21 protein-coding genes and 1 tRNA gene are annotated in these 25806 nt (G+C 42.2%); 13 read left to right on the forward strand and 9 right to left on the reverse strand.

Features of this window, described 5'->3' with window-relative positions; genetic code table 11:
- The first annotated feature begins 10 nt into the window (after positions 1-10).
- Positions 11-940 (forward strand): DUF4097 family beta strand repeat-containing protein, encoded by a 930-nt coding sequence (locus tag ABJH64_RS13085; RefSeq protein WP_348273934.1) that lies wholly within the window; start codon positions 11-13, stop codon positions 938-940.
- 237 nt (positions 941-1177) lie between these two features.
- Here ABJH64_RS13085 and ABJH64_RS13090 read toward each other — a convergent pair whose 3' ends face one another.
- Together ABJH64_RS13090 and ABJH64_RS13095 are read right to left on the reverse strand one after the other, a co-directional pair.
- Complete coding sequence (locus ABJH64_RS13090) at positions 1178-1666, reverse strand: hypothetical protein (protein WP_348273933.1); 489 nt, start codon at positions 1664-1666, stop codon at positions 1178-1180.
- A gap of 28 nt (positions 1667-1694) precedes the next feature.
- A complete protein-coding gene (locus ABJH64_RS13095; RefSeq protein WP_348273932.1) occupies positions 1695-2798 on the reverse strand; it encodes a ferredoxin--NADP reductase in 1104 nt (367 codons plus the stop codon).
- A gap of 220 nt (positions 2799-3018) precedes the next feature.
- Here ABJH64_RS13095 and purB point away from each other — a divergent pair, with 220 nt between their 5' ends.
- Both purB and ABJH64_RS13105 read left to right on the forward strand, forming a co-directional pair.
- Positions 3019-4362 carry an adenylosuccinate lyase gene (gene purB, locus ABJH64_RS13100; RefSeq protein ID WP_348273931.1) on the forward strand — a complete coding sequence of 448 codons (1344 nt, stop codon included), beginning with the start codon at positions 3019-3021 and terminating at the stop codon, positions 4360-4362.
- Positions 4363-4678: 316 nt separating this feature from the next.
- The gene (locus tag ABJH64_RS13105; protein ID WP_348273930.1) at positions 4679-4816 is read left to right on the forward strand and encodes a hypothetical protein; all 138 of its coding nucleotides are present in this window, start codon (positions 4679-4681) and stop codon (positions 4814-4816) included.
- 61 nt (positions 4817-4877) lie between these two features.
- Here ABJH64_RS13105 and ABJH64_RS13110 read toward each other — a convergent pair whose 3' ends face one another.
- Both ABJH64_RS13110 and ABJH64_RS13115 read right to left on the reverse strand, forming a co-directional pair.
- Positions 4878-5810 (reverse strand): arginine deiminase-related protein, encoded by a 933-nt coding sequence (locus ABJH64_RS13110; protein WP_348273929.1) that lies wholly within the window; start codon positions 5808-5810, stop codon positions 4878-4880.
- Between the two features lie 4 nt (positions 5811-5814).
- A complete protein-coding gene (locus tag ABJH64_RS13115) occupies positions 5815-6678 on the reverse strand; it encodes a hypothetical protein (RefSeq protein ID WP_348273928.1) in 864 nt (287 codons plus the stop codon).
- 320 nt (positions 6679-6998) lie between these two features.
- Here ABJH64_RS13115 and ABJH64_RS13120 point away from each other — a divergent pair.
- A tRNA-Asn gene (locus tag ABJH64_RS13120) sits at positions 6999-7072 on the forward strand.
- A 47-nt stretch (positions 7073-7119) separates the two neighbouring features.
- A complete protein-coding gene (locus tag ABJH64_RS13125; RefSeq protein ID WP_348276920.1) occupies positions 7120-7404 on the forward strand; it encodes a GIY-YIG nuclease family protein in 285 nt (94 codons plus the stop codon).
- 100 nt (positions 7405-7504) lie between these two features.
- Here the strand turns inward: ABJH64_RS13125 and ABJH64_RS13130 are convergent, their stop codons facing one another.
- Both ABJH64_RS13130 and ABJH64_RS13135 read right to left on the reverse strand, forming a co-directional pair.
- Positions 7505-8194: a LytTR family DNA-binding domain-containing protein gene (locus tag ABJH64_RS13130; protein ID WP_348276919.1), complete on the reverse strand. Its 690-nt coding sequence runs from the start codon at positions 8192-8194 to the stop codon at positions 7505-7507.
- The gene (locus tag ABJH64_RS13135) at positions 8182-9300 is read right to left on the reverse strand and encodes a sensor histidine kinase (RefSeq protein WP_348276918.1); all 1119 of its coding nucleotides are present in this window, start codon (positions 9298-9300) and stop codon (positions 8182-8184) included. The genes ABJH64_RS13130 and ABJH64_RS13135 overlap by 13 nt, the downstream gene beginning before the upstream one ends.
- A 205-nt stretch (positions 9301-9505) precedes the next feature.
- Between ABJH64_RS13135 and ABJH64_RS13140 the strand changes: the two genes are divergently transcribed.
- From ABJH64_RS13140 to ABJH64_RS13175, 8 genes are all read left to right on the forward strand, one after another.
- Entirely contained in the window at positions 9506-10384 is an 879-nt protein-coding gene (locus ABJH64_RS13140) for an ABC transporter ATP-binding protein (protein ID WP_348276917.1), read from the forward strand.
- Positions 10381-13950: a M1 family aminopeptidase gene (locus ABJH64_RS13145; RefSeq protein ID WP_348299855.1), complete on the forward strand. Its 3570-nt coding sequence runs from the start codon at positions 10381-10383 to the stop codon at positions 13948-13950. Before ABJH64_RS13140 ends, ABJH64_RS13145 begins: the two co-directional genes overlap by 4 nt.
- Before the next feature lie 235 nt (positions 13951-14185).
- Positions 14186-15034, forward strand: coding sequence for an N-acetylmuramoyl-L-alanine amidase-like domain-containing protein (locus tag ABJH64_RS13150; RefSeq protein WP_348299856.1), 849 nt, complete (start codon positions 14186-14188; stop codon positions 15032-15034).
- A gap of 217 nt (positions 15035-15251) precedes the next feature.
- Positions 15252-15905 carry an SDR family oxidoreductase gene (locus ABJH64_RS13155; protein ID WP_348299857.1) on the forward strand — a complete coding sequence of 218 codons (654 nt, stop codon included), beginning with the start codon at positions 15252-15254 and terminating at the stop codon, positions 15903-15905.
- A gap of 352 nt (positions 15906-16257) precedes the next feature.
- Positions 16258-16671, forward strand: a complete 414-nt coding sequence (locus ABJH64_RS13160; protein WP_348299858.1) for a hypothetical protein — start codon at positions 16258-16260, stop codon at positions 16669-16671.
- 280 nt (positions 16672-16951) lie between these two features.
- Complete coding sequence (locus tag ABJH64_RS13165; protein ID WP_348299859.1) at positions 16952-18040, forward strand: efflux RND transporter periplasmic adaptor subunit; 1089 nt, start codon at positions 16952-16954, stop codon at positions 18038-18040.
- A gap of 29 nt (positions 18041-18069) precedes the next feature.
- Positions 18070-21237, forward strand: a complete 3168-nt coding sequence (locus ABJH64_RS13170; protein WP_348299860.1) for an efflux RND transporter permease subunit — start codon at positions 18070-18072, stop codon at positions 21235-21237.
- A complete protein-coding gene (locus ABJH64_RS13175; RefSeq protein ID WP_348299861.1) occupies positions 21230-22669 on the forward strand; it encodes a TolC family protein in 1440 nt (479 codons plus the stop codon). Before ABJH64_RS13170 ends, ABJH64_RS13175 begins: the two co-directional genes overlap by 8 nt.
- A gap of 88 nt (positions 22670-22757) precedes the next feature.
- On the opposite strand, the gene ABJH64_RS13180 is transcribed toward ABJH64_RS13175, so the two are convergent.
- The 3 genes from ABJH64_RS13180 to ABJH64_RS13190 form a co-directional block, all read right to left on the reverse strand.
- A complete protein-coding gene (locus ABJH64_RS13180) occupies positions 22758-23069 on the reverse strand; it encodes a hypothetical protein (RefSeq protein WP_348299862.1) in 312 nt (103 codons plus the stop codon).
- Positions 23070-23435: 366 nt separating this feature from the next.
- Positions 23436-24131: an ABC transporter ATP-binding protein gene (locus ABJH64_RS13185; RefSeq protein ID WP_348299863.1), complete on the reverse strand. Its 696-nt coding sequence runs from the start codon at positions 24129-24131 to the stop codon at positions 23436-23438.
- A complete protein-coding gene (locus ABJH64_RS13190; protein WP_348299864.1) occupies positions 24128-25612 on the reverse strand; it encodes a DUF5687 family protein in 1485 nt (494 codons plus the stop codon). Before ABJH64_RS13190 ends, ABJH64_RS13185 begins: the two co-directional genes overlap by 4 nt.
- Positions 25613-25806: the final 194 nt, after the last annotated feature.

Consider the following 25806-nt stretch of genomic DNA (forward strand, 5'->3'; position numbering starts at 1 on the left):
AACTACAACTATGGAAAACATCTTCAAATTATCAAGTTTGGCCTTAGCCATGATGCTGATTTCAGCTGCCAGCTTTGCGCAAAAAGTACTAGTGGACGTCACTAAAAACTATTCAAACATCAAGGCCATCGAAGTCAGCGGCGGTTGGCTGGATGTCTCCTTCATGGGTGGATCTGACTCGGAAGTGAGCGTGGAGGCATTTTTAGAATCGACGAATGAGAACCAAGACATCATCTTCGTGACCGTCGGTGATGTACTCAAGATATCACATGAAGCCAGCTCCAGTAGTTCCTCTTGGGGAAATACGCGCAGCAAAGGTTACATCAAAATCACCGGGCCTATGAATAGTGATCTGGACATGAAAAACTCCTCAGGAAGCCTGACAGTGGACAAAGTGGTGGGAGACAAAACCAATCTTCGCGTATCATCTGGAAAAATTACAGCTACCAATATTTCTGGAGACCTGACAATCAAAGCAAGCTCCGGGTCACTTACCATCGATAAAATATCCGGAGACGTAGAAGCTGGAGTTACTTCCGGCAACGCTAACATAAGTAACATCGGCGGAAGCGTGGCCTACCAATCCACCAGTGGGTCCCTAGAAGCTGATCGTGTGAAAGGCGAACTCAGTGTCACCCTCACGTCAGGAAATGCAAAACTAAGCAACATCGGAGCCTTAGGTCAGATTAAATTCACCTCAGGAAATATCCGTGCTACCAATGCTGGATTGAGTGGCAACACCAACTTGAGTGGTACTTCTGGGAATTTCAAAATCCAGACTTCCTCAAATCTGAAAGACTATAATTTCTCCCTCAAGGCATCCTCAGGCAATCTGAAAGTGGGTGGAATCAATACCGGCAAAAACCTAGAGATCGATAACGATGCTCAGGAATGGGTGAAGGGTTCTATTTCGTCAGGAAATATCAGCATCGAGAATTAATCATTAGCTATAATATCCTTAAAAGCCAATCTGTATGGATTGGCTTTTTTGCGTCTTAACCGCGGGTATCGTGAAGGATTGAGCAGAGATGCACAGGTAATTATCGTTAGTAGCAGTGAAGAAATAAGATTTTGAGAGCAAATTCTTCGTCACCAAGTACTTAATTTATGATTCTAACATCTTCATCTTGAAGTATCATTATTTTCCTTTTGAATCTACTGTTTAACATCTCAAAATTTAATCTGGCCGGGATGCCAACCTTATCACCTCGGCATCTTCCTTAGACAACTTCATCAGGGACTTGATTCGCTCAGGAGTAGGCTTGGCTACCGAAAAAAAGATAAGTGCTACTGCAAAGATCACGTTGTAGATGGCTGATCCAAAAAACAACAATCCCGCAGAACAGAGTAGAGCGACCAAAAAAAGTAGTAAATAACGCTCGCGAGTGGCGTTGGCATAGATTTTTAGCTTGGTCAGCAAGTCCTCCGTTTGAAAAACCGCCTTTACTCTTTTTCGAAAAAGTAAATATTGAGCAATAAGCATCCCTATTCCCAATCCGGTCAGTATCTGGCCAACAACCAACGGTAATTCAGGAAGATCCCAGGAAATCTCCCCGGTAGATTGGTACAAATAAATCATCCCGAAAACGGGAAGTACCAATACCAATAGAATCAAAATAAGACGATCGAGGTTTTTGTAAACCCTCCTAAATTCCTGAATTTCCAAAATAGCGTAGTGGGTAGAATGAACTAGCTTACTCTATGGTGATTTTCACATCGTCTGTCAGCGGATGTGACACACAACACAACACGTAACCAGCTTCAATTTCATTTGGACTCAGGCCTGCGTCTTCATCCATCTTCACTTTTCCGCTGAGTAATTTTCCTCTGCAGGCAGTACAAAGGCCACTTTGACAGCTGTACGGCATATTCAAATTCTGAGACAAACCCGCTTCAAGAACGGTTTTGTCTGGTGCTACCGTGACCACAGATTCCTCACCTTCCAAAATCACCGTCACATCACGAGTCAGCAAGCCACCCGTCAGGCCATGTGCTGCATCCTCGTGCGCTTTGTCTGCAGCTGCAGAATAAAAACTCTCTCTATGAAATTTCTCAGTAGGAACACCCAACTCTGCCAAAACAGCCTCCACATTATCCATGATTCCTTCGGGTCCACAGGCGAAATATTCCTTTTCAAACTCAGGATCCAACTCCGCTTTCTTTGCGAAATCCGCAATGTTTTCTTTGGTCAATCTCCCCTTCAAACCTGTCCATTCGGCGCTAGGCTGACTCAGATTGTGAATCAACTCTAATCGGTCAGGGTACTTCTCAGCCAGTGATCCAAGTTCCTTTTTGAAAATTATCTGCGACTCATTGCGGCTGCAGTAAAGCAACGAAACTTTAGAATTAGGCTCATTGACTAGCACGGATTTGAGAATGCCCATTATTGGCGTAATCCCACTTCCGGCTGCTATTAGAACAAAATGCTTTTTGTTTTTAGAGTGAAAATCAGTGGTGAAATTACCCAGTGGCTTCAGCACGTTGATTGTTTTCCCAGGAAAGACCCGCTCATTCAAAAAGTTGGAGAATTTTCCTTTTGGTACACGCTTCACAGAAATACCCGGAAAAGGATCCACATAGGGAGAAGTACAAAGGCTGTAAGATCTGCGCTGCTCTTTTCCTTCAAAATCCATCACCAAGGTCAAAAACTGACCTGGCTTATAATCCAAAAATGGCTCTGGCTGCTCAAAATATAATGAAACCGTATCTTCTGTTTCTCTTACTACCTCTCTCACTTTCAGCGGCAAATACTGTGGCGTCTTTACCTCTTCCTTCTTTTTCTTAAATAAATTGAACATTCCTGGTCCGAGCTTTTTATCTGTTAAAACGGTTGCAAAATTAACCTATACAGCCAAAAATCCGGTCATGTAGTAGATTATTTGCACCTCTTAACTGAGATAATCCCCGACTGGTTCGAATAAATCGAAGGATATTTCCTGAATTTGGGAGTGCAAACCCAAACTTTTGCCTTCAAAAAATTAACTTTACACCTTCCTAAAACCAAATTAAATTAACCTGATGGAATTAAACGCATTGACTGCAGTGACCTCTATAGACGGACGCTATGCTGGCAAAACGGCTCCTTTGAGAGCTTATTTTTCTGAATTTGCTCTGATCAAATACCGTGTTCACGTAGAGGTAGAGTACTTCATCGCACTTTGTGAGCTTCCATTACCCCAACTGAAAGATTTTGACAAAAGCCATTTTGAGAAACTAAGAGCGATCGTTTCGAACTTTTCTCTAGCTGATGCAGACACGATCAAAGACACAGAGAAAATCACCAATCATGATGTAAAAGCGGTGGAATATTTTCTCAAAGAAAAGTTTGACACACTGGGTCTGGAAGCGCACAAAGAATTTATTCACTTTGGATTGACGTCTCAGGATATCAACAACACGGCAACGCCATTAATGCTAAAAGAAGGCTTAAATGAGGTGATTTTGCCACAATTGAATGCTGTCATGAATAGACTTCATGAGTTGGCAAAAGAATGGAAAAATATCCCAATGTTGGCAAAAACCCACGGACAACCTGCCTCTCCTACCCGTTTGGGAAAGGAAATTGAGGTTTTTGTTGTGCGACTGAAAAAGCAACTTATCCTTCTCAATCATATTCCATACTCGGCCAAATTTGGCGGAGCTACAGGCAATATGAATGCACATCATGTAGCATACCCCGAAATCAAATGGAATGAGTTTGCCTTTACTTTTGTGGGTGAATACCTTGGACTAGAGCGAAGCTACCCTACTACGCAAATCGAACATTACGACAATCTTGCGGCTGTTTTTGATGGATTGAAAAGAATCAATACCATCCTGTTAGACCTGTCCAAGGACGTATGGCAGTATGTGGCGATGAACTATTTCAAGCAGAAAATCAAAGCAGGTGAAATCGGATCCTCGGCCATGCCTCATAAAGTCAACCCGATTGACTTTGAAAATGCAGAGGGCAATTTGGGCATCGCGAATGCACTTTTGGAACACTTGGCAGCAAAGCTTCCTGTGTCGAGATTACAGCGGGACTTGACAGACAGCACAGTTTTGAGGATAATCGGTGTGCCGCTAGGTCACATGTTGATTTCCTTCGAATCCTTACTGAAAGGACTTGGAAAACTGGAGCTAAACGAGGCTGCACTTCATGCTGATTTGGAAGAAAACTGGGCTGTAGTAGCAGAAGCTATTCAGACGGTACTGAGACGAGAAGGCTTCCCAAAACCATACGAAGCGCTAAAAGATCTCACCAGAACAAATACTAAAATTACTGAAAAATCTATCTCAGAATTTATCGCTAATCTCCCAATATCGGATGAGCTAAAAGCTGAGTTGAGTGTGATTTCACCTTTTAATTTTACTGGGATCTAATCAAGATCGGGTAAAAGGTCAGGATTGACTGATAATTTCTTTTTCCTAAAAGGCTTAAGGTTTCATGAGTTGACTTCAACTCATGAAACCTTAAGCCTTTTTTAAGTGTCAAAATTGACCGTTTTGTACTTATTCTAGAAGAACTGAATTTTTTATTTTAAAATAAAAGTGGCCATCCTCGCCCCTATCGCTAGTAATCCATTTAACGAGTCAATCATTTGCACTTTTCTAATAATTAATCCTTACTTTAAGTAAATCGAATACAAGTAGTTATCGAGTGAACTCATTTAAAACTAAATTCTTTAATTCATTAGACATGAAAAATAAAAAGCCAGTAACTCCAGACGTGCAAGGACAAATGAAAAGTGCAGCAGATGAAGCTGTTAAAAATTTGTCAGACTTGGGTAAGACAGAACTTACCAGAAAAAAGAAAGTAGATCCGGGAGTGGAGTGAAATCCATGTCTTTGTGACGGGGAATACAAGTTTCACCTGCGAGTGATATTCCCTCATTTAACTAAGTCACCACCGGCAAAAAAATCTCAGCCATCATACATCTGGCACTTCCACCACCTAATTTTTCAATGGTTGGAATAGACGGACTTATGATGGTTGTGTATTTTTCGATCAATTGGATTTGCCCTATAGTCAAGGAATCCAAGGCAGTTTCAGACATCACTGTAAATTTTTCACCACCCTCGTTCCCCACTTCCAGCATATTGCCAGCGAAGTGAAATTTTTGTTTTGTAGTGATCGGCACTATTTTTTTCCCTGCTTGACTCAGGCTTCTTTGCACAGCTAGTTTTTCGGAGGCCCTCGGAATGCTATCCAAACACACCACCGCCAAATCTGACCCTACGTGCAGCATGACATTGGTATGGTAGATAGACCTTAATTCACCTTGACTTTCTTGAACCGCATGAAAACCCACTACTTTATAGCCCAGGAGTTTACTTAAATAATCCAGAGGAACCTTATGCGTCCTCTCCGAAAAACTTGCAAAAATCGTTTTTGACTGATGATCCATCACCACACTGCCTGTGCCTTCCAAGTATTGTTGATCATCTTCAAAAAAGCTCAAATCAATGATCTCTTGGACTTTAAATCCTCTTCTCATCAAATTTTCCACTACATCTTTTCGCCTTTCCAATCTTCTATTGGCTGAAAACATAGGGTATAAAACCAGCTTTCCATCTGCATGGGTGCTGAACCAATTATTTGGGAAAACAGCATCAGTCTTTAGGGGATCAGCTGTGTCCTCTTCCACAATCACCTGAACTCCCTGATCGTTTAGCATAGCCAAAAAACCATCAAATTCCTGTTGCGCTAGCTTATTAATCTCTGCATGCGATCGAGGATCAGATTTCTGATAAAAATTTGTGGCAGCAGTCTCCGGATTGAAGCCAAAATTCGCAGGGCGAACCATCAGAACAGTTGTGGCAGTTTGCATCAGCCTATTTAGCAGAGTATTTGTAAAGCACTGGTACTATATCAAATCGCTTTTCACTAAGTGTAAAATACGCCTTTCCGCTAGGTGAAAAACCGATAGCTTCACCTTGTGGCTCGGGTGCGTAAGGCAATTGTGTAGGCACCTTACTCATCGCTTGTGCGATAGTTTCGCCATTTTTCCTGTTCCAGTAATACACTGAAAAGTAGTTTTTCACCAGGATCTGCCTTCCATCCACAGAGATATCAGCCGCGACGGCACTCGTAAGCGGGAGTTTGATCATTTCCTCTAGTTGGGCATCAGCAGCGCCAAATTTGCCAGCTGGAAGTCGATATAAGGTATTAGCACTATCACGTTTGGAAATAATAAAAATATCACCTGAAATAGGGTCAACCATCAGCGACTCCGCATCCCTTGCTCCTCCGGGATAAGTGAGCGTGGTTTTCTGAGGTTCTATTTTACTGATTGTAGAAAAAGTAGCCGGCTCAGGTACACGATAGATGACTATTTCATCATATGCAGCAGTATTGTCGCCGATTTCACCTACGTAAATGTAGGATTTGCCATCCGACCCCGGACCTACAGCGATATCTTCCCAATCCCGATTTACCGTGTTGAGCAATTCGATTTTTCCCAGTGTTTTACCCAAAGAATCCAGCAGATAAATGGACGCTTCTCCCCCACTATCATTGTGCACGTACATCATTCCTGGCATATTTCGGCTACACGCCAAACCCGAAATCTCATCAAGATCTGTATCTGACACGGTAGCTACAGGAACACCCTCTCCGAAAGTGGTTACAATTTCTTCCTGAGCGTTGACGCAGGAGAAAGACAAAAACAGGATCAGGATTACTGCTGAGATTTTCATAAGCTAGATTTATTGTGCCCTAAAAGTAAGGAAAATGTGGTTTGAGATATTCAAGGACACGCGATTGAATTGAAAAGTCATGTAGAGAAATCGAAAGGTTTTCTTAATCAACTCTTGCAAAATCTCATAAAATGATTTTGAACCAGAAAAGCTTACTAATCTTTTTAAAAAATAAGGAAAAATTAAGTCATTGATTTTGAATACAAAAACAGCAATGAAAGTAAAAACATGCAGTTTTTCCTGATTGCAGTTTGGAATAAAAGGAATAGCCTCCTACATTTGCATCACCAATTCGGTACAAGCACCGAAAAGACAAAAATTCCTCCTTAGCTCAGTTGGTTAGAGCATCTGACTGTTAATCAGAGGGTCCAAGGTTCAAGTCCTTGAGGAGGAGCAAAAGCCACGCAGAAATGTGTGGCTTTTTTGGTTTAATCTTTGGATATGGATTTTTCTGTTTACATACTACATTCTCAAAGTATAGACAAGTTTTATATAGGCTACACATCAGATTTTAGTCAGCGTCTAAAATTCCACAATAGCGATCAAAATAAGATCTGGACCAAAAAAGGCCAACCTTGGGATGTCCACATATTACTAGAAGGGTTAGAAAAATCTCAGGCGATGAAGATTGAAAAACACTTAAAAAACATGAAATCCAGAAAATATCTCATTGATCTGAAACTAAATCCACTGAACATACTCGATTTAAAACAGCGATTTAGTTAGTGCATCTGATCCCGATTCATCGGGAAGGGTCCAAGGTTCAAGTCCTTGAGGAGGAGCAAAAGCCTGATTCGAAAGTGTCAGTTTTTTTTTTATTCCCCCCTCATCCCAGCAACCTTGCTACCTCTCCTTTATAAGTCTGCCCAACAGGAATCTCAGTACTATCAATTTTAATTCTATTCCCCTCGATAGCTGTGATTTTGGCGGCGTTCACCAGGTAGGATTTATGTACTCGCATGAAATTCTCCTTTCCCAATTTCCCTTCCAGTTCTGAGATTTTCTCCGGGCAAATCACCATCCCATCTTGGTGATAGACCTTACAATAGTTGCCTAGCGCTTCCACGTATAGAATCTTATCCAATTCCAGCTGCACATGTTTCTTGTCGGATTTGAGGAAAATCCGCTCCGGTTCAACGGCAGTCTTTGCCCCCACAGACTTGTCAAGAGTTACTTTAGTAACGGCTTTGATAAAGCGATCCAAGCTAAACGGCTTGAGCAAGTAATCTGAAATATCCAATTCGTAACCCTGAAGCGCAAATTCCTGATGGGCAGAAGTCACGATAACCTTAGGAGGATGAGGCAGTAATTTCAGCAGTTCAAACCCCGTAAGCTTTGGCATGTTGATATCCAAAAAAATCAAATCTGCTTTGCTGGTTCTGAAAAACTCCAACGCCTCAAAACCATTGTAGAAATTTCCGGCTTTTGACAAAAAGGAAAAATTCTCACAATAACCCTCAATGATACGATGCGCAATGGGCTCATCATCCAATATGACATACCTTAATTGCTCCATAGAATTTCCAATACCAAGTTATAGATTCCGTTCTGTTGGGAGATTTGTAAGGAATGTTGGCCAGGATAAGTCAATTCAAGCCTTCGTCGCAAATTCTCCAACCCTATTCCCTTTCCGGTGTTTTCTCCCTCCAAATCATAATTATTGTTCACTCTGAAGCTAAGCTTTTCCTGATTTGCTGACAAATCTATCCTCACAAACGCACCCTCAGTTAGCTTTTCCACCCCATGCTTGAACGCATTCTCCACGGGAACGATAAAAAGTAAAGGAGCAACTTTTAATCCCTCGACCAAATTCAACTGAAACTCTATCTTTGGTATTTGGCGGTGGCGCAATTTGTGCAGTGCCAAAAAACTCTCCAGGTATTCCACTTCCTTGCTCAGCAAAACTTCATTTTCCTTTCCCTCATAGATCGTATAACGCATCATTTCAGAGAGCATCAGTACCACCTCTGGAGCCAAATCAGATTTTTCTACACAAAGCCCATAGAGGTTATTCAAGGTATTGAAGAGAAAATGCGGATTGATCTGATTTTTCAACATGGCCAACTCCGCCTTGTTCTTTTGAGTTTCCAAATCTCTCATCCTCTTCCATTGCTCAAACACCCAAAGTAATAAGAAAAAAGGAATGGGAATCAGCAGCATCAACATCAGTACATCATGATGCTCCCGAAGGTAATTTTCCTTCCCGCGCAAAACCAGAAACACCAACCAAATCAACCCATATACTGAAATAATGCCTTTTTGATACTTTTTGAAAAAGACCGGAGTAATGAAATGAGCTATCCCCATCCAAAACAGAATCAATAAAAATATGGAAACGGGATTGTCCGGTATGGCCATCCATTGGTCCAAAAGTAGAATGCCGGTGAAGAAAAGTGCCAATACAAATATCCTGAGCAAACTGCGTTTTTGGAGCCTAACTTTCTTGCTATAATAAAACACCAAACTGGTCAGCGTCCACCAAGTGCCCAGAATTAGGATGTTTTCGAGGTAATCTTCGAAATCTATACGAATAAAACCCATCCGATGAAGCACATAGGACACGACCAGGGTAATACCTAAGCCCCAGCCCAGGGATTTGTAAATGGATCTATTGAGAAGCATTCAGCTAAGATAGTTAGTCGGTCTCTGAGCGAAAATATACATGACCTACACAAGCAATTTAAGGACGAACGCTTAAAAACGTGCCTTTTCACTCAAAGGCTAAGATTTGTCGGGTTCATCCTCAAATACAAGCAGTACGACATCTTAATTAGTTGCGCTCAGGCCGATTCTCAACCTTCGCTTCTCCAAAATAGAAAAGGCCAAAATGAACACACTCAAAATCAGCAAGCTCTGCAAAACTTATCCCAATGGCGTAAAGGCCCTGGACGGCGTATCTCTAACCATTACCAACGGAATGTTTGGCCTGTTGGGCCCAAATGGCGCTGGCAAATCTACCCTCATGAGAACCTTAGCCATGCTTCAATCAGCTGACTCTGGGGAAATTCTTTTTAACGAAAATGAGGTACAAAATCAACCTGAGCTTATCCGCTCATCACTTGGCTACCTGCCACAGGAATTTGGCGTGTATCCCCGGACCTCCGCACTTGAGCTACTCGATCACTTAGCTATTTTGAAAGGAATCTCAAATTCCAACCAACGAAAAGAGCAGATTGAATTTCTTCTACAGCAAACCAACCTCTTTGACCATAGAAAAAAAGCCGTGTACTCTTATTCCGGGGGAATGAAGCAGCGATTTGGAATTGCGCAAGCACTCCTTGGAGATCCAAAATTAATCATCGTGGACGAGCCTACTGCCGGCCTGGATCCTGAGGAAAGAAACCGATTTCTGAATCTACTCAGTGAAATCGGGGAAAATGTAATCGTCATCCTATCCACTCATTTGGTTGATGATGTCTTGGAGCTTTGTCCCCAAATGGCCATCATGAACCAAGGAAAAATCATCGCGCAAGGGAATCCAGCTTTGCTTACTGCAAGTTTAATCGGGAAAATATGGTGTAAAAAAATCTCCAAATCCGAGTTGCCAGCCTACCAAGAAAAGCTGAATATCATCTCCTCCAAACTCATCGCTGGAGCAACCCTCATTCATGTACAAGCAGATGAATTGCCTGATGCCGGTTTTGCTCAGGTCAATCCAAGCTTGGAAGACTTCTATTTTTCCACTCTTCAATCTTCCAAGAAATGAGAGGCGTACACTTCACATCCTTACTTAGGTTTGAGCTCAGCTACCAACTGAAAACCAAAGCCGTTCACATTTTTGCGCTGATCTATTTTGGTTTTGCATACTTGATGGGCAGCCAGGGAGCTACTCCTGCTGGCGTAAATTACAATTCTGCCTATGAGTTATTTTTCAAAATGGGCTTGATCAGTCTTGGAGCTGTTTTTTCCATCATGTTTTTTGTCGTCACGGCAGTCCAGAGAGACAAGACGTATAGCATGGAAGCACTTATATATACGACTCAGCTGTCCAAAAACGGGTTCTTTTTCAGTCGATTCCTCGGCGCATGGCTCGTAGGAATTCTGGTTTTGCTCCTAGCAGTTCCAGGATTTTATTTGGGCGTCGGCTTCTCAGACCTAGACCCAAGCCGAATTGCTAGCTTCAATCTACAAGACAGCATTTCCGTAGCTTGGATATTTTTGATTCCATCAGTCACCTTCTGCACAGTGTTGCTGTTTTCCGTATGTCTGCTTACCAAAAACTCCTTGGCAACCTATGCCATGGCCGTTTTAATCTATGCGCTGTACTTTATCTCAGCCATATTTTTGAACTCGCCTCTTCTGGCTAATGCGAGTCCCGTCGCCAGCGAAAACCTATTTGCAGCAGCTTTGGCAGATCCATTTGGGCTTTCAGCCTTTTTTGAGCAAACCAACCTGTGGACTCCTTTTCAGAAAAATCAAGAATCAATTTCCTTCCTTGGCCTTCTGGGCTGGAATCGAGTTCTGTGGATAGGAATCAGTGGACTTTTGCTCGCTTTCAGTTATGCCAAATTTTCGTTCAGATCTGAGCATAGCGCAAAAAGAAAAGCAAAATCGGAATCACAAGAAGACCGAACCAAAGTAGCAACTAGTATTATCCACGCACCAGAAGCACCTGCTATTTGCACCAAAAGATATAGGCCAATTTTGGAAACACTTATCCGTCAGGATCTTCGACTTATTCTTAAAAGCATAGCTTTTTGGGGGATCATGGGAACATGGCTCATCCTGGCCATCACTGAGATTTACTCCAAAATCTCGGCGGGAGGCGCATACAATGAACGCTATTTCCCAGCCAGTCAACTGCTCTTGGAGCAGATTCAGCAGCCCTTGTATTTATTTGGAATTCTCTTGCTGATATTTTTCTCGGGGGAATTAGTCTGGAGAGCAAGGGCATCGAAATTCCATGAAATCCTTGGCGCTACCCCTACACCAAACCGGTATTTTTTCCTGTCCAAACTTATTTCCCTCTTGATCCTAATCCTGCTGATTATCGAGGTCACCGTATTACTAACGTTAATATTTCACTTGTCCCAAGGATACCTCAGCACGGATAGCTTGGCACTTTTCAGCCTTTTTGTATATCCTGGAATTTCACTTGCCTTCTACGCTACACTATTTCTACTCATTCAGAATTTCTGCAAAAGCAACTACCTCGGCATGGGAATCTCAGGTCTTAGTTTCGCCCTTTTCTCCGGCCCATTAGGTACGGCATTGGGACTGAATCATCCACTTTTCAAAATCGGAGATCTCCCGGCTTTGATCTACAGTGAGCAGGCAGGATGGGAAATGAATTCTAGTGGATTCTGGGTTTTAGCCCTGCTTTGGATCTTCCTGATCGGCAGTTCGGTCCTATTTTCAATCAATAACTGGCAGGGATCACTCGCTAGAATTTCCGAGAAATCCTCTTGGAATAAATACAAAAACGCTGGAATCCTCGGCTTGACGGCATTTCTTACTTTAGCTGGCTTTAGCTTCTATCAGATCAATTATGTAGAAAAGTATCAAAGTCAAGCCGAAATGCTAAGCAAAAAAGAGCAGTATGAACTTAACTACAAACCCTATGAGACAACCGCACTTTTGAGCTATTCCTCCCTATATCTCAAAGTAGATCTTTATCCATCGCAAGGGACTTTTGCCGCCACAATTCAAGGCAAACTAAAGAATACGAGTGATAAAATTATCAGCAAAATCCTACTAACCGAAAAAGAAGAATTGAAGAGTATAAGCCTGCAATACGCCAGGGAAATCTCCAAAGACGAAGCTCAAGGCGTTTATATAGTTGAGTTTGAAAAACCGATAGAAGTCGATGAAGAGCTGGAATTCTCATTTGAGGTACAATCCCAAAAAAACATCTTTACTTCAGATCCAGCGATCATCCGAGATGGCACCTACCTCAATTTCAGGGATTTTGCTCCGTACTTTGGGTTTTCTGAAGGCCGGGAAATCAGCGATAATCAGGAGAGAAGAAAGCGAGGTTTACCGCTCAAACCTGAGAAATTTGGACCTCAAGAGCATGCTGATGGTATAGAAATGAATCTAGTGAAAGTTGATTTTGAAGCAGAAATCAGCACGGATTTAGGTCAAACCGCACTCACCTCGGGAGATTTGATGGATCAAAAAACAACAAGAGACAGAAACATTTTCAAGTTTAAAAGTACGCATCAGATCATGCCTGCCTTCGCTTTTTTCTCGGGTAATTTTCACAAAGAAAGTTTACAATCAGAAAATGTTTTGTTAGAAGTCTATTCGATTCCCAGCCACCAGATGGCTTCAAATGTGACGTTGTCCACCATGAAGACCAGTTTGGAAATACTCTCTGAAACTTTTGGTGAATACCCGGATACACATCTGAAAATCGTAGAAGTGCCATCCTACTGGGGTTTTGGAGGCTTTGCTCATCCGGGCGTGATCAGCATGGTTGAGGACAATTATTTCCTGGTGAAGCCAGAACCCAAAAATCAATTTGATTTGCAACGCAAGCGGGTGATTCACGAGGTGGCCCACCAGTGGTTTGGGCATCTTCTAGCTCCAAGAAATCTACCAGGCGCATCTCTGTTCGTAGAAGGTTTTGCCAAATATGCCGAGGCGATGGTGATGGAAAAAGAACTAGGAAAACAAGCGATTTGGCACCTAACCGACAATGCCAACCGAACGTACTTTTCGGGTAGAGCCTTCGCTTCAGAAAAAGAGCCACCACTGTCCAAACTGGAAAGCCAAAATTATTTATCCTACGGAAAAAGTCTAATCAGTTTGCTGGCTACTCAGGAATTGATCGGAGCGGAAAAAGTCAATTCTGTAATTCGAAAAATAGTCGCTGCCAATAGAACTAACCCCAAACCCGCAGCAAAGATCAGCGATTTTCTGAGCGAATTAAACGCGCTAAGCAGCCCAGCAGAAAAGGCCCTAATTCAAGATTGGTTTGAAAAAGTGATTCACTACGACATCAAAATTCACGAAGTAAATACGAAACTATTAAGCAATGGTGAGTACGAACTGAAAGTTGCCTATTCAGCCAAAAAGCTGGCAACATTAGTTGATGGCTCGGTGCAGGAAATAGCTATGGATGAGCCATTTACACTAGCGCTGTTAGCTGCTCATCCGGAAGATATCAGTACCGAATCTGAAATCCTTTCAAACCAAAAAATCGCTATACATCAAGGCAGTGGGGAATTTACTCTCATCTCCAAGGTCAAGCCCCAATGGATCGGCCTGGATCCCTGGGGCACCCGACCCGATTCAAATCGAAGAGACAATTTCTATCAATTGGATTGAATCAGAATTCAACAACAAGGGCTTAGTTCTTCATTTTTTTAAATGAAGATTTCTAAAAATGGAGAAGCTTTGCTCTTAGCATTTATATCCGACCAATTAGAACCGTCACTAGAAAGATCATGGCTTTGTGAGGGCGGAGGGAAAAAGGAAAGGAAATTATCTGGTAGCACATAGGATGGTTGAATAAGACTGAGATTCATTTTATTTTACAACCGTTTACAAAACCTCACTCACCTTGAAACTCCTCCTGCTCTCTTTCCTACTCCTTTCCTTTTCCACCCAAGCCCAAACGGTTTGCACCCCTGAAAACCAACTAAAGCTAGCGCAAAATCTGAGCAAAGTGGCTGAACTCGAAGCAGATGGCAAGTCTAGTGGTGAACTAGTGGCGGCGATTGGACAGTGGTTCATCGGTACCCCGTATGTAGCCAAAACGCTAGAACTCCCGGGAGAGGAGCAGCTGGTGATCGATTTGATTGGTGTGGATTGTACCACCTATTTGGAAAGTGTGATTGCTCTGGTGCAATTAGCGGAAAAATGTGAATCCACCCCAGAGGCCTTTGAGCGGGAGTTGGAACTGATTCGCTATCGAAATGGTCAAAATACCGGCTATCCATCTCGCCTGCATTACTTCTCAGATTGGATGTATGCAAATGGTGAAAAAGGGCTTTTCAAAGACATCACCGAGGAAATAGGTGGAATTCCTTATCCTAATGCCCCGACTTTTATGTCGGAAAACCCAAAGTTTTACCCACAGCTCGCTGATCCTACTAATGTAGCTGCAATTAAGGAAACTGAAGCCGTCATTGCGACTCGCAAGTATTTTCTCATCCCAAAAGACAACATCTCTAAATTGGAAAAATCCATCCAAACGGGTGACATCATAGCGATCACGACATCCCTACCCAATCTCGACATGGTGCATGTAGGGTTTGCTTTTGAGAAAAATGGAAGGATTCATCTGATGCATGCCTCCTCAAAAAACATGGTGGTAGAAATCTCCGAAAAACCGCTCAGCGATTATTTGGCTGCGAACAAAACTCAATCAGGGATAATGGTGTCAAGACTTGCTCAAAGTTCCAACTAAAAAAGAACAGTCCGGAAATTCCTCTTCGCTTCATTTATTTGTTAAGCAAGTAAAGACAAGATTTAATGGTTTCCTGAATAAAGAAGTGACCAAGCTGTCGGTTTTTTTCTCCAAAAAAGCTTGAACAAGAGAAGTAATTCCGGTGCGCGTTTGGATAGATGCCAAGTGCGTGGCAAGCTTATTGATTTTTTTGAAGCATAATTAAACTCAAAAAATCATGAAACAAGATATTCAGAACATTCTAGTGATAGGCGCAAACGGCTCTACAGGTCAATTGATTTGCGATATATTGGCAGATTCTCCAGGCTACAGGCCTGTGGCGATGGTCCGCAAAGAGTCTCAAAAAAAACAATTCGAAGAGAAAAATATACGAATTGTGCTCGGCGATTTAGAGGAAGACTTCGAGCATGCCTTCGAAAATATCGACAAAGTAATCTTCGCCGCTGGTGCTGGTGGATCCAGTAGCGATGAAAAAACAATAGCCGTAGATCAGGAAGGAGCCAAGAAAAGTGTGGATTTGGCGAAAAAGTACCATCTCAAAAAATATGTGATGCTCAGCTCCATGGGCGCGGAAAATCCTGATGAAGATTCTGACTTGTATAAATACCTCAAAGCCAAGCATAATGCTGATGAGTATTTGAAAGCAAGTGGCTTGGAATACACGATAGTAAGACCAGGCGGATTGACAGATGACAAAGGGCAGGGAAAAATCAAAGCAGAGCAATCTTTTGACGAGTCAGGCAAAATTTCACGGGAAGATGTCGCCAAAACACTTGTGCATGTGCTTGCTCATGAGGTGGCACATAATTCCCATTTCGAAATTCTGGCTGGAGATGTGCAAATCGATGAAGCGGTTTTGCAGATCTCCTAAAACTGAATTCGCTAAAAATCAATGTTCAAACCTCTCCGTAACCGAGAGGTTTTTTCATTTTAAGAAAGGAAAGGATCAAGACATCATTTTTTGGATTGAAAAGTAAAAGCAGAATTTCACGATAGTCAACCAATAAAAGTAAACGCTAGTTTTAATTTCTAGCTAGGGGAAAGCTTTTCTATTTCCTGAGAGGTCTGTCAGCAATTTTTTTTTCAATAAGTTCAATGTAGCAGACATTCTTACCGGAAGGATCTTACGTAAAAAATTACTCCTTACTTTTTTGTGCAACCCAAAAGATAATTAATGAAATATGTTTGAATATCATAAATAGCTTCTATAAGTTTGCGTCGAAATGGCAAAGTATTTAGTTAGATTTCTTTTAGCACTAAGCATACTCTTATCGAGTGGCTACAGCGCAATCTACGCTAACGTCGCTAATGACGCCGCTATAGACAATCTTGGTGGCTCATTCGAGTCTGTTGTCGGCACAAATAATACAAAACAGCATCCACTCACCTTTTCTACTTCCAAAGCGAAAGGCAAGGACATATTCACCGTCAATAATTCTAAGGTCGAAGAGGAAGACGATGAGTTTTCCACAGATCATAAGTTCTTAAAAAGCACTCAGCTTGAGGCTTCTTATTTCTTCACTCGAGTTTTTGGCTTTCTTTTTCTGGATTTATCTCACGACTTGCATTTCAGCAAGTTTGTACCCAATACCAGTGAACTCCGTAAGCACGTAGTCTTACAGGTATTTATAATTTAATATACTTTTTCAAGGCGAAAATCCTTTTTGCCTACAACTCTCCCTTTTTCTTAATTATCCTTCTGCTTCCATAGTTATCGGCTATTGGCGTCCAGAAGAACCCGTGTATTTACGACTACACAAACACCCAAAATCACCAGGATCTTTCTCGATTTACTAATCAACCAATGAAATCCAGATTGACTCAACCTTCAAAATTTGGGATTTAAAAACTCCCTCGAGATTGCAAAGCCCGCCCCAAACCGTTGGGTAGGCCATCTAAAAACAAATGAAAAATCAAATGAAAAATCAAATTTTCATGCTCTTAGGCCTGTGCGCCTCACTGTGGATATCCAGCTGCAGCTCCCATGAGGAAGAGCATCAGGAGGCTGAAACTACCTTTCAGGTAACTAGCCCGCTAACGATGGACACCTTGATCACCAAAGATTATGTGTCTCAAATTAATTCTATTCAACACATTGAGCTTCGCGCTCAGGAAAGAGGCTACTTACAAAAGATCTATGTGGATGAAGGCCAATTAGTGAAAAAAGGCCAGCTCATGTTCAAGATCATGCCTAAGCTGTACGAAGCAGAGCAGCAAAGCGCAAAGGCAGAAGTTGAATTTGCCGAGATCGAATACCAAAACACGAAAACACTGGCAGATAGAAATATCGTAGCGCCGAACGAACTGGCCATGGCAAAAGCAAAATTGTCCAAAGCTCAGGCAGAACTTGCTCTAGCAGAAGTTCACTTACAGTTCACCGAAATCAGAGCTCCATTTGACGGAATCATCGGTCGGTTCAGAGTTAGAGAAGGGAGTTTGCTGGAAGAAGGAGAGCTACTATCTGAGTTTTCTGACAACAGTAAAATGTGGGTGTACTACAACGTCCCTGAAGCAGAATATTTAGAATATAAATCTGAAGTTAAGAGCGATGAGGATGTAATAGTCCATCTATTAATGGCAAACAACAAATACTTCGCACATCAGGGTATAGTAGAAACGATCGAGGCAGATTTCAACAATGAAACTGGAAACATTGCGTTCAGAGCCACATTTCCAAATCCTGAAGGACTTCTGAGACATGGGGAAACTGGCAACATCGAAATGCGAATTCCATTAAAAAATGCGCTGCTGATTCCTCAGAAAGCCACATTTGAAGTTTTAGATAAGAAATATGTCTTTGTAGTGGATTCAGAGAACAGAGTACGCTCAAGAGAAATAAGCATCGCTGCTGAAATCCCACACATTTATGTGGTCGCAGCAGGCTTAGAAACCACCGATAAAATCCTCCTAGAGGGGCTTCGCCTGGTAAGAGAAAATGACGAAATACACTTTGACTTCGTGCAGCCAAAAACTGCCTTGTCCCAGTTAGGCCTCTATGCTGAATAGTTTTTTCTCCCCTAAAAACAGAACAACTAATGTTTAGCACATTCATAAAAAGACCAGTCCTTGCGATTGTGATCTCTATCATCATTGTATTTGTAGGATCTCTGTCTATCAATCAACTGCCCATATCGCAGTTTCCGCCTATTGCACCTACTACGGTAAGTATTTTCATAGCCTACCCAGGCTCAAGTGCTGATGTATTGGTGAAGTCCACGCTGATCACCCTGGAAAATGCCATCAACGGTGTCCAGGATATGAGATACATGGCGACAGATGCTACCAGTGCTGGAGAAGCTACCATTAACATCATCTTCGAACCGGGAACCGATCCCAATCAGGCTGTTATCCGAGTGAAGACAAGAGTGGATCAAGTGATGCCTCTTTTGCCAGAGCTAGTTCAGCGCGAAGGTGTGGTAATCACTCCTATCCAACCTAGTATGTTGATGTATGTGAACCTGTATTCAACGAGCGAAAGCATGGATGAAAAATTCCTGTATAACTACGCTAACGTGAATATGATCCCTGAAATCAACCGGATCAAAGGAGTAGCAAGATCACAAATATTAGGTAGCCGAACGTATGCGATGCGGGTATGGCTAAATCCTGACCGTATGCGGGCTTACAACATCTCAGTAGATGAGGTGATGGAAGCGATGCAAGAGCAAAGTATCGTAGGCCGACCTGGACGGATAGGCCAAAGTTCCGGTATAGAGGCGCAATCTTTAGAGTATGTGTTAACATACAAAGGGCGTTTCAGTAAGGCGGAAGAGTATGACAATATCGTCATTCGAGCAAATTCAGACGGCGAAAGCATACACTTAAAAGATATTGCCAAAACGGAACTGGGCAGTGAATTTTTTGATATCTACTCCAATCTGGATGGCAAACCCTCAGCGGCAATAGTCTTAAAGCAGAACTATGGAAGTAACGCGAGTGAGGTAATCGAAGAGGTGAAAGCTGAGCTAGAGATTATGAAGCAGTCCTTTCCTCCCGGAATGGATTACAGCATCAGTTATGACGTTTCCAGATTCCTGGACGCCTCCACGGAGCAAGTAATTCATACGTTGCGGGATGCCTTTATCCTAGTTGCGCTGGTTGTCTTTGTATTCTTGGGTGACTGGCGATCGACCTTGATTCCGATCATAGCCGTACCAGTATCACTGATCGGAGCATTCTTTGTCCTCCAGATTTTTGGGCTTTCGATCAACATCATCACCCTTTTCGCCCTAGTACTTGCTATTGGAATTGTGGTCGATGATGCCATTGTGGTGGTGGAAGCGGTCCACGCCAAGATGGAAGAAATGCCTCATCTGACTCCGTATCAAGCGGTAAAAAGAGTATTGGGTGAAATCTCCGGTGCGATCATCGCCATCACGGCAGTCATGGTTTCGGTATTCTTACCAATCTCCTTTATGAGTGGACCTGTGGGTACTTTCTATCGTCAGTTCTCCATTACCATGGCTAGTTCCATTGTGATTTCAGCGATCATTGCCTTGACGCTAACTCCAGTACTTTGCGCTATGCTGTTGAAAAATCACCATGGAAAGGAGAAGAAAAAGAATATCCTTTCCAAAGCATTGGATGGATTCAACAGTGGGTTTGAGAAGTTAACCGGCAAATACGTCAGCTTACTTCGTACTATGGTGAGCAGACGATGGTTGACTTGGGTGATTCTTTTACTATTCGGAGCAGGTATTGTTTTTGAAAACCAAATACTTCCATCCGGATTTATCCCAAGTGAAGATCAGGGAACTATCTATGCAATCATCCAAACGCCTCCAGGATCTACACTAGAGCGCACCAATCAAGTTTCTCAGAAACTTCAAAAAATCTGTGAGGAAATAGACGGAGTAGAATCAGTTTCATCTCTGGCAGGATATGAGATCATGACTGAAGGCCGAGGCTCTAATGCCGGTACCTGTTTGATCAATTTGAAGCCATGGGGCGAGCGAAAGCATTCCGTGAAGGAAATCATGGAAGAGCTTGAGCATGAATCAAAAGGGCTTGGTGCTGTCGTAGAATTCTTCGAACCTCCGGCAATTCCGGGTTTTGGCTCATCAGGTGGTTTCTCACTACGTCTGTTAGACAAAACTACCACTACTGATTACCAGGATTTTGACAAGATCAATAAGAAATTCATGGATGACCTTGGTGCACGCAAAGAGCTTAGTGGCTTATTTACCTTCTTTGCTGCCAATTATCCTCAGTATGAATTGGAGATTGACAATGACAAGGCAATGCAAAAAGGTGTTTCTATCGGAGATGCCATGGAAAATCTAAACATTCTCATCGGTAGTACTTACGAGCAAGGGTTTATACGATTTGGGAGATTTTTCAAAGTATATGTGCAGTCTGATCCTGCATTCAGAAGGCTTCCGTCAGACGTACTAGATTTATTTGTAAAAAATGAAGCTGGAGAAATGGTCCCCTATTCTGCATTCATGACGATGAAGAAAACTCAGGGACCTAACGAAGTCACCCGCTATAACATGTATAATTCAGCATCCATCCGAGGGCTTCCTGCTCCTGGATACACTACTGCTGATGCCATTCAGGCGATTCGGGAAGTATCGGAGCAGACCTTACCGAAAGGATACGACATCGCATGGGAAGGCCTTTCTTACGATGAGTCGAACAGAGGAAATGAGGCGCTTTACGTATTCTTGATCGTATTGGTGTTTGTTTACTTCGTACTTGCAGCTCAGTATGAAAGCTTTATTATCCCGCTTGCGGTTGTATTCTCTCTCCCGGCAGGGGTATTCGGTTCCTTTTTCTTACTAAAATTAATGGGATTGGACAATGACATCTACGCGCAGATTGGCTTGATCATGCTGGTGGGCTTGTTGGGAAAAAATGCCGTGCTGATTGTGGAATTTGCCGTGCAAAAGCGACAGGAAGGATTCTCAATCCTGGAAGCCGCGATAGAAGGAGCGCGAGTTCGTTTCCGCCCAATCCTGATGACCTCTTTTGCCTTTATCGCAGGCTTGATTCCATTGATCGTTGCTTCGGGAGCAGGAGCTATAGGCAACCATACCATCGGTGCCTCAGCACTTGGTGGGATGCTATTCGGAACCATCTTCGGGGTGATCATAGTCCCAGGTTTGTACTACATTTTCGCAAGGTTGGCTGATGGCCGCCAATTGATCAAAAATCAAGATGAGACGCCTCTATCCGAGCAAAAACAACATTCACATGCTTAAAAAAATCGCAACTATAGGTCTGAGCGCAGCGGCCTTAGCACTGGCAGTGTCTGCTTGCAAAACTCCAGAGCTCATACAAAAAGACGTCAACAACACGACACCTGAGCGCTATGAAAATAGCAATCAAGACAGCACAAATACGGCTAAAGAGCTTACATGGAGGGAGTATTTCACTGATCCAAACCTGATAGCTTTGATAGACACAGCGCTGAGCAACAATCAGGAGTTGAATATCACTTTGCAGGAAATTCAGATCGCCCAAAACGAAGTGAGAGTTCGTAAAGGCGAAATCTTACCTTCAGTGAATATCGGTGCTGCCGCAGGTGTGGACAAAGTAGGTCGATACACCAGTCAAGGCGCAAACGATGCCAACACAGATATCAAACCTGGCAAAGAAATGCCTGATCCCTTGCAAGATTACATGCTGGGAGCTTACGCCACTTGGGAAATCGATATCTGGCACAAACTAAGAAATGCTAAAAAATCAGCATTGACCAGGTATCTGGCAAGTGTGGAAGGCAAAAACTTCATGGTCACCAATCTGATTTCTGAGATTGCCAACTCTTACTTTGAATTGCTGGCGCTGGATAATGAACTTGCTATCGTTCAGCAAAACATTGAGATTCAAAACAATGCATTTGAGATAGTAAAATATCAAAAGGATGCAGCAAGAGTCACTGAACTGGCCGTCCGTAGATTTCAGGCTCAGGTACTGAACACCAAAAGTCTTCAATATGGAATCCAACAGGATATCATAGAAGTAGAAAACCGAATCAACTTCCTGGTAGGTAGATTTCCTCAGAAAGTAGAGCGCAACTCTGAGGCATTTGCTGACATGATTCCTCACACGATCTATGAAGGAATTCCTTCTCAGCTTTTGGAAAATAGACCAGACATCAGACAAGCTGAGTTAGAGCTGGCTGCATCAAAGATAGATATCCAAGTAGCCAAAGCTGACTTCTATCCTACTTTGGAGATCACAGCAGGCTTGGGCTTCAATGCATTCAATCCCAGCTACATCTTCACTTCCCCAGAATCCCTGATCTATTCTCTGACAGGTGAACTGGTTGCACCATTGATCAATAGAAATGCAATAAAAGCGAGGTATTTGACCGCGAATGCTAAGCAAATCCAAGCAATCTATGACTATGAGCAAACCATTCTGAATGCCTACATAGAAGTAGCTAATCAGCTTTCTAACATCAAAAACTTAGAGCAAACCTATGATTTGAAGTCTCAGGAAGTAGATGCACTCAATCAGTCAGTAGCTATATCCAATGAGCTCTTCAACTCGGCACGAGCTGATTATATGGAAGTTTTATTAACCCAAAGAGATGCGCTTGAATCCAAGTTCGAATTGATAGAAACCAAGATGAAACAAATGAATGCCACCGTAACTATCTACCAGGCTCTAGGTGGCGGCTGGAAATAAAATTGGTTGATTAACGGTTGAACCGCTGTCCATCCGCTGGCTTGGATAGCACTTTCGAAAGTCCCTCTGAATGTTCGGAGGGACTTTTTTAATCCCCTAAAATCCTTGCTCTCTCCTCATTGATGTAGTAAATTTCCTTGCCATCTTTTTTCTGAAAAAGGAGTTTTGCTTCGCTTAGTTCTGAGAAATACTTGGTCAGCGTCGTTCTGGAGCTCACGCCTATGAGTTCAACCAAGATTTTGGGATCAAGATAAGGTTGGGAAAAAATCAGCTCGCTGACTTCTTTCGAATACCATTTGATTTTTGATTTGCCATGAGCTAGTGTAGCTTCCATCTGCACGATGATCTCCCGGATCAAATTCTCGGTGAGAATAGCCGTTTTCTCCACAGCCTTCAGCATATAGAGAATCCAGGCTTTGTACCACTCGTCCTCTGTGGTGAAATTATTCTCGATGGCTGTAGAACTCTTCGCTTCCTATGGAAAATATGAACATGGAAAAAACATAGTATGATTATCCGCAATAATGCCAGTCACCTTATATTGCTTGCTTATCTGATTGGAATACCGAAGACCGAAGCGGCCTCAATTCTTCAGCTTAACATTTGCTACATTACCTATTCCACCTTATTGGTAGAAAAGCGGATTATCATAGAACATATTCATGTTAATAAAAGAAATGGTCATATAGCCACTATATGTCCAGATAATGTGAGTTTTCAATCTACATGTTCATTTCCTATAAAAAAACGAACTTGTAATCAAGTGTTATCCTGTGAAATAAGCATCCAGCTCAGAAAGCATAGCCGACTTGTCGCTCATATCATTGATGATTTTTCCTTTTTCCAATAACACGATGCGATCGCAAATCTCTGTGACATGGTTCAGGTCATGGCTAGAAATCAGGAAAGTAACCTGAGAAGTTTCCTTTTCCAATAGGATCAATTTCTTCAATCGAATCTGAGAACTGGGGTCCAAATTTTCAAAAGGCTCATCCAAAAATACCACCTCTGGACTTCCCATCAGTGCAGCAGCGATACCTACTTTCTTCAAATTACCCTTTGACAGATCGCGGATGTACTTCTTTTTGCCTACAATCTCATCATTGAAAAACTCCGTAAACTTGCTTAAATGAAGTTGAAGATCAGCTTCCGAAAGGCCGTAGATTTTCCTCAAAGTCTGAAAATACTCATCCGCTGTCAAATAGGAAAGTAACATGTGTTCGTCCAGATAAGCACCCGTGATTCGCTTCCAATCGTCTGATTTGCTTACATCTTTTCCGTCGATTTCCACATTGCCATGCGTAGCTCTCACCAGATCGAGCATAATCCTAAACAAGGTCGTTTTCCCTGCGCCATTATTCCCTACCAATCCAAAGCATTCAGATTTGGGGATTTCCAAAAGCGCAACATCGAGTACAACAGCTTCTTTATATTGTTTTTTTAGTTCGGTGACTTTGATCATAACTCTTGACGGAATGAAGATGAAATTTCGTAACGGTGTTTCAATACCCGATTTATATTAATGTTAGAAAGTGGCTTGAAGAACAAGATCCCCACCACGCCTAAAGTGCCCATGGCAGCCAGTCCTGCATACATATTGAACAAAAGCGCAAAAGGCAAATAGATCACATAGGGCGCGATCATCATCGGGATTATCATAAGAAACTGAGCGGCTCCCACTCCTTCGTAATTGAACATTGCACCTTTATTGAGATCCATTGGCTTAGGCTTCCAAAGTGCCAGATAAATAATCATGTGGATCATAATACCGGCATTGAATAAGAAAGTTGCAAAATGAATCAGCAAGAATTTCCATCCAAAATATAAATAAGGAATAGAAAGCATAAAGCATAGAAAGGAGATGGATAAAAGCAGTAGGTATTTTCCTTTGATCAGGTTCTCTATTCCATCTTTTCTACCTAGGAAAAAATCGAAATAGCCTGAATTCCAACTTAAGAACAACTGTCCATACTGTATCATGAAAACACCCGTGATGAATACCCCTACGAAAATAAACATGTGCCGCATCGGGCCCTCTTGGTAGGCTGGATTATCATAGAAAAACGTCCCATACAACAAGAAAATAGCACTCAGCATCAAGAAAGTTCTACTCTTTTTGTGGCGGATGATCAGTTTCCATTCCAAATTTGCCAATTCCCCTGCCATGCCGAATCTGGAGAAAAACCCTACGCTTTGGTTTACAAATCGAACCTCTTCTTCTGAAGCCAAATCCTCTAAATAGGCATTGTTCAAATAATAAGAAAATGCCAAATAATAGCCCACAACACAGGTGATAGAACCAACTGCCATGGGAATAAAACTACTCATGGCAAAAGTGAAAAATGGAGCTACCAATTCACCCAAATTAAACCAACCCAGGTAAGTGGAGCCTCCGCCTAAGACCAGAACTGCAAAAACGATCACCACTCCGATCAGGCTATCTTCGAATCGCTGCTTGAACCAAAGCATAAACCAATGCAAAGTCCAACTGATAAAAACCACTGCCCCAAGCCAGGATATCGCCCCGGCAACACCGTATTGAACAGCGATCTCCGTGAACGCAAAGGGAGTAAACAAGATCAATGCAACTACACTCAGGGCTGAAAAGAAAGATCTTCCAAGCAGGATATTTATAATTCTTTTCTTAGAAATCGGCAAATGCAAAAGACTTTCCAACTCGATTACAGGGAGTTTTTGAAGAAAATACCGGTACATAAACTCCACCAAAAAGAAGAAAATCAGCCCGGAGTTCAAGGTCACAGTCGTGCCCTGCCCCTCTACTAATTCTGCTAAAATCCTATTTAGAAAAAGGCCTGCCATGAATAAGTAGCTCAAAAGCATCAGAGCCAAGAAACCCAAGAAAATCGCCACCATCACACTCTTAGCAAAAGATGTGGAGCGGAAGCTTTTCAAGAATTCCAGCCGGATCAATTCAAATAACATAAATTCTCATAAAGTTTGTGAGGACAAATTTGAGCTCAAATTAGAAAAACATTGAAGATTAAGCTTACTAGGCCAAGAAAAATATGAATCAAGTCTGTATCATTTTTCCTGGACTTATAAGAAAATATATATTTCTATTGTATATACTTCCTAATCATGAAAACACGCTCTTTAAAACTGGATACCGAAGTCTT

The organism is Algoriphagus sp. (assembly GCF_039969895.1).
Classification (GTDB): domain Bacteria; phylum Bacteroidota; class Bacteroidia; order Cytophagales; family Cyclobacteriaceae; genus Algoriphagus.

Coding starts and splice junctions, on each gene's coding strand:
- ABJH64_RS13170 (WP_348299860.1), top strand. CDS start 18,070: ATGTTTAGCACATTCATAAAAAGACCAGTCCTTGCGATTGTGATCTCT.
- ABJH64_RS13155 (WP_348299857.1), top strand. CDS start 15,252: ATGAAACAAGATATTCAGAACATTCTAGTGATAGGCGCAAACGGCTCT.
- ABJH64_RS13160 (WP_348299858.1), top strand. CDS start 16,258: ATGGCAAAGTATTTAGTTAGATTTCTTTTAGCACTAAGCATACTCTTA.
- ABJH64_RS13105 (WP_348273930.1), top strand. CDS start 4,679: ATGAAAAATAAAAAGCCAGTAACTCCAGACGTGCAAGGACAAATGAAA.
- ABJH64_RS13115 (WP_348273928.1), bottom strand. CDS start 6,678: ATGAAAATCTCAGCAGTAATCCTGATCCTGTTTTTGTCTTTCTCCTGC.
- purB (WP_348273931.1), top strand. CDS start 3,019: ATGGAATTAAACGCATTGACTGCAGTGACCTCTATAGACGGACGCTAT.
- ABJH64_RS13130 (WP_348276919.1), bottom strand. CDS start 8,194: ATGGAGCAATTAAGGTATGTCATATTGGATGATGAGCCCATTGCGCAT.
- ABJH64_RS13095 (WP_348273932.1), bottom strand. CDS start 2,798: ATGTTCAATTTATTTAAGAAAAAGAAGGAAGAGGTAAAGACGCCACAG.
- ABJH64_RS13085 (WP_348273934.1), top strand. CDS start 11: ATGGAAAACATCTTCAAATTATCAAGTTTGGCCTTAGCCATGATGCTG.
- ABJH64_RS13185 (WP_348299863.1), bottom strand. CDS start 24,131: ATGATCAAAGTCACCGAACTAAAAAAACAATATAAAGAAGCTGTTGTA.
- ABJH64_RS13125 (WP_348276920.1), top strand. CDS start 7,120: ATGGATTTTTCTGTTTACATACTACATTCTCAAAGTATAGACAAGTTT.
- ABJH64_RS13135 (WP_348276918.1), bottom strand. CDS start 9,300: ATGCTTCTCAATAGATCCATTTACAAATCCCTGGGCTGGGGCTTAGGT.
- ABJH64_RS13190 (WP_348299864.1), bottom strand. CDS start 25,612: ATGTTATTTGAATTGATCCGGCTGGAATTCTTGAAAAGCTTCCGCTCC.
- ABJH64_RS13180 (WP_348299862.1), bottom strand. CDS start 23,069: ATGCTGAAGGCTGTGGAGAAAACGGCTATTCTCACCGAGAATTTGATC.
- ABJH64_RS13145 (WP_348299855.1), top strand. CDS start 10,381: ATGAGAGGCGTACACTTCACATCCTTACTTAGGTTTGAGCTCAGCTAC.
- ABJH64_RS13165 (WP_348299859.1), top strand. CDS start 16,952: ATGAAAAATCAAATTTTCATGCTCTTAGGCCTGTGCGCCTCACTGTGG.
- ABJH64_RS13175 (WP_348299861.1), top strand. CDS start 21,230: ATGCTTAAAAAAATCGCAACTATAGGTCTGAGCGCAGCGGCCTTAGCA.
- ABJH64_RS13140 (WP_348276917.1), top strand. CDS start 9,506: ATGAACACACTCAAAATCAGCAAGCTCTGCAAAACTTATCCCAATGGC.
- ABJH64_RS13110 (WP_348273929.1), bottom strand. CDS start 5,810: ATGCAAACTGCCACAACTGTTCTGATGGTTCGCCCTGCGAATTTTGGC.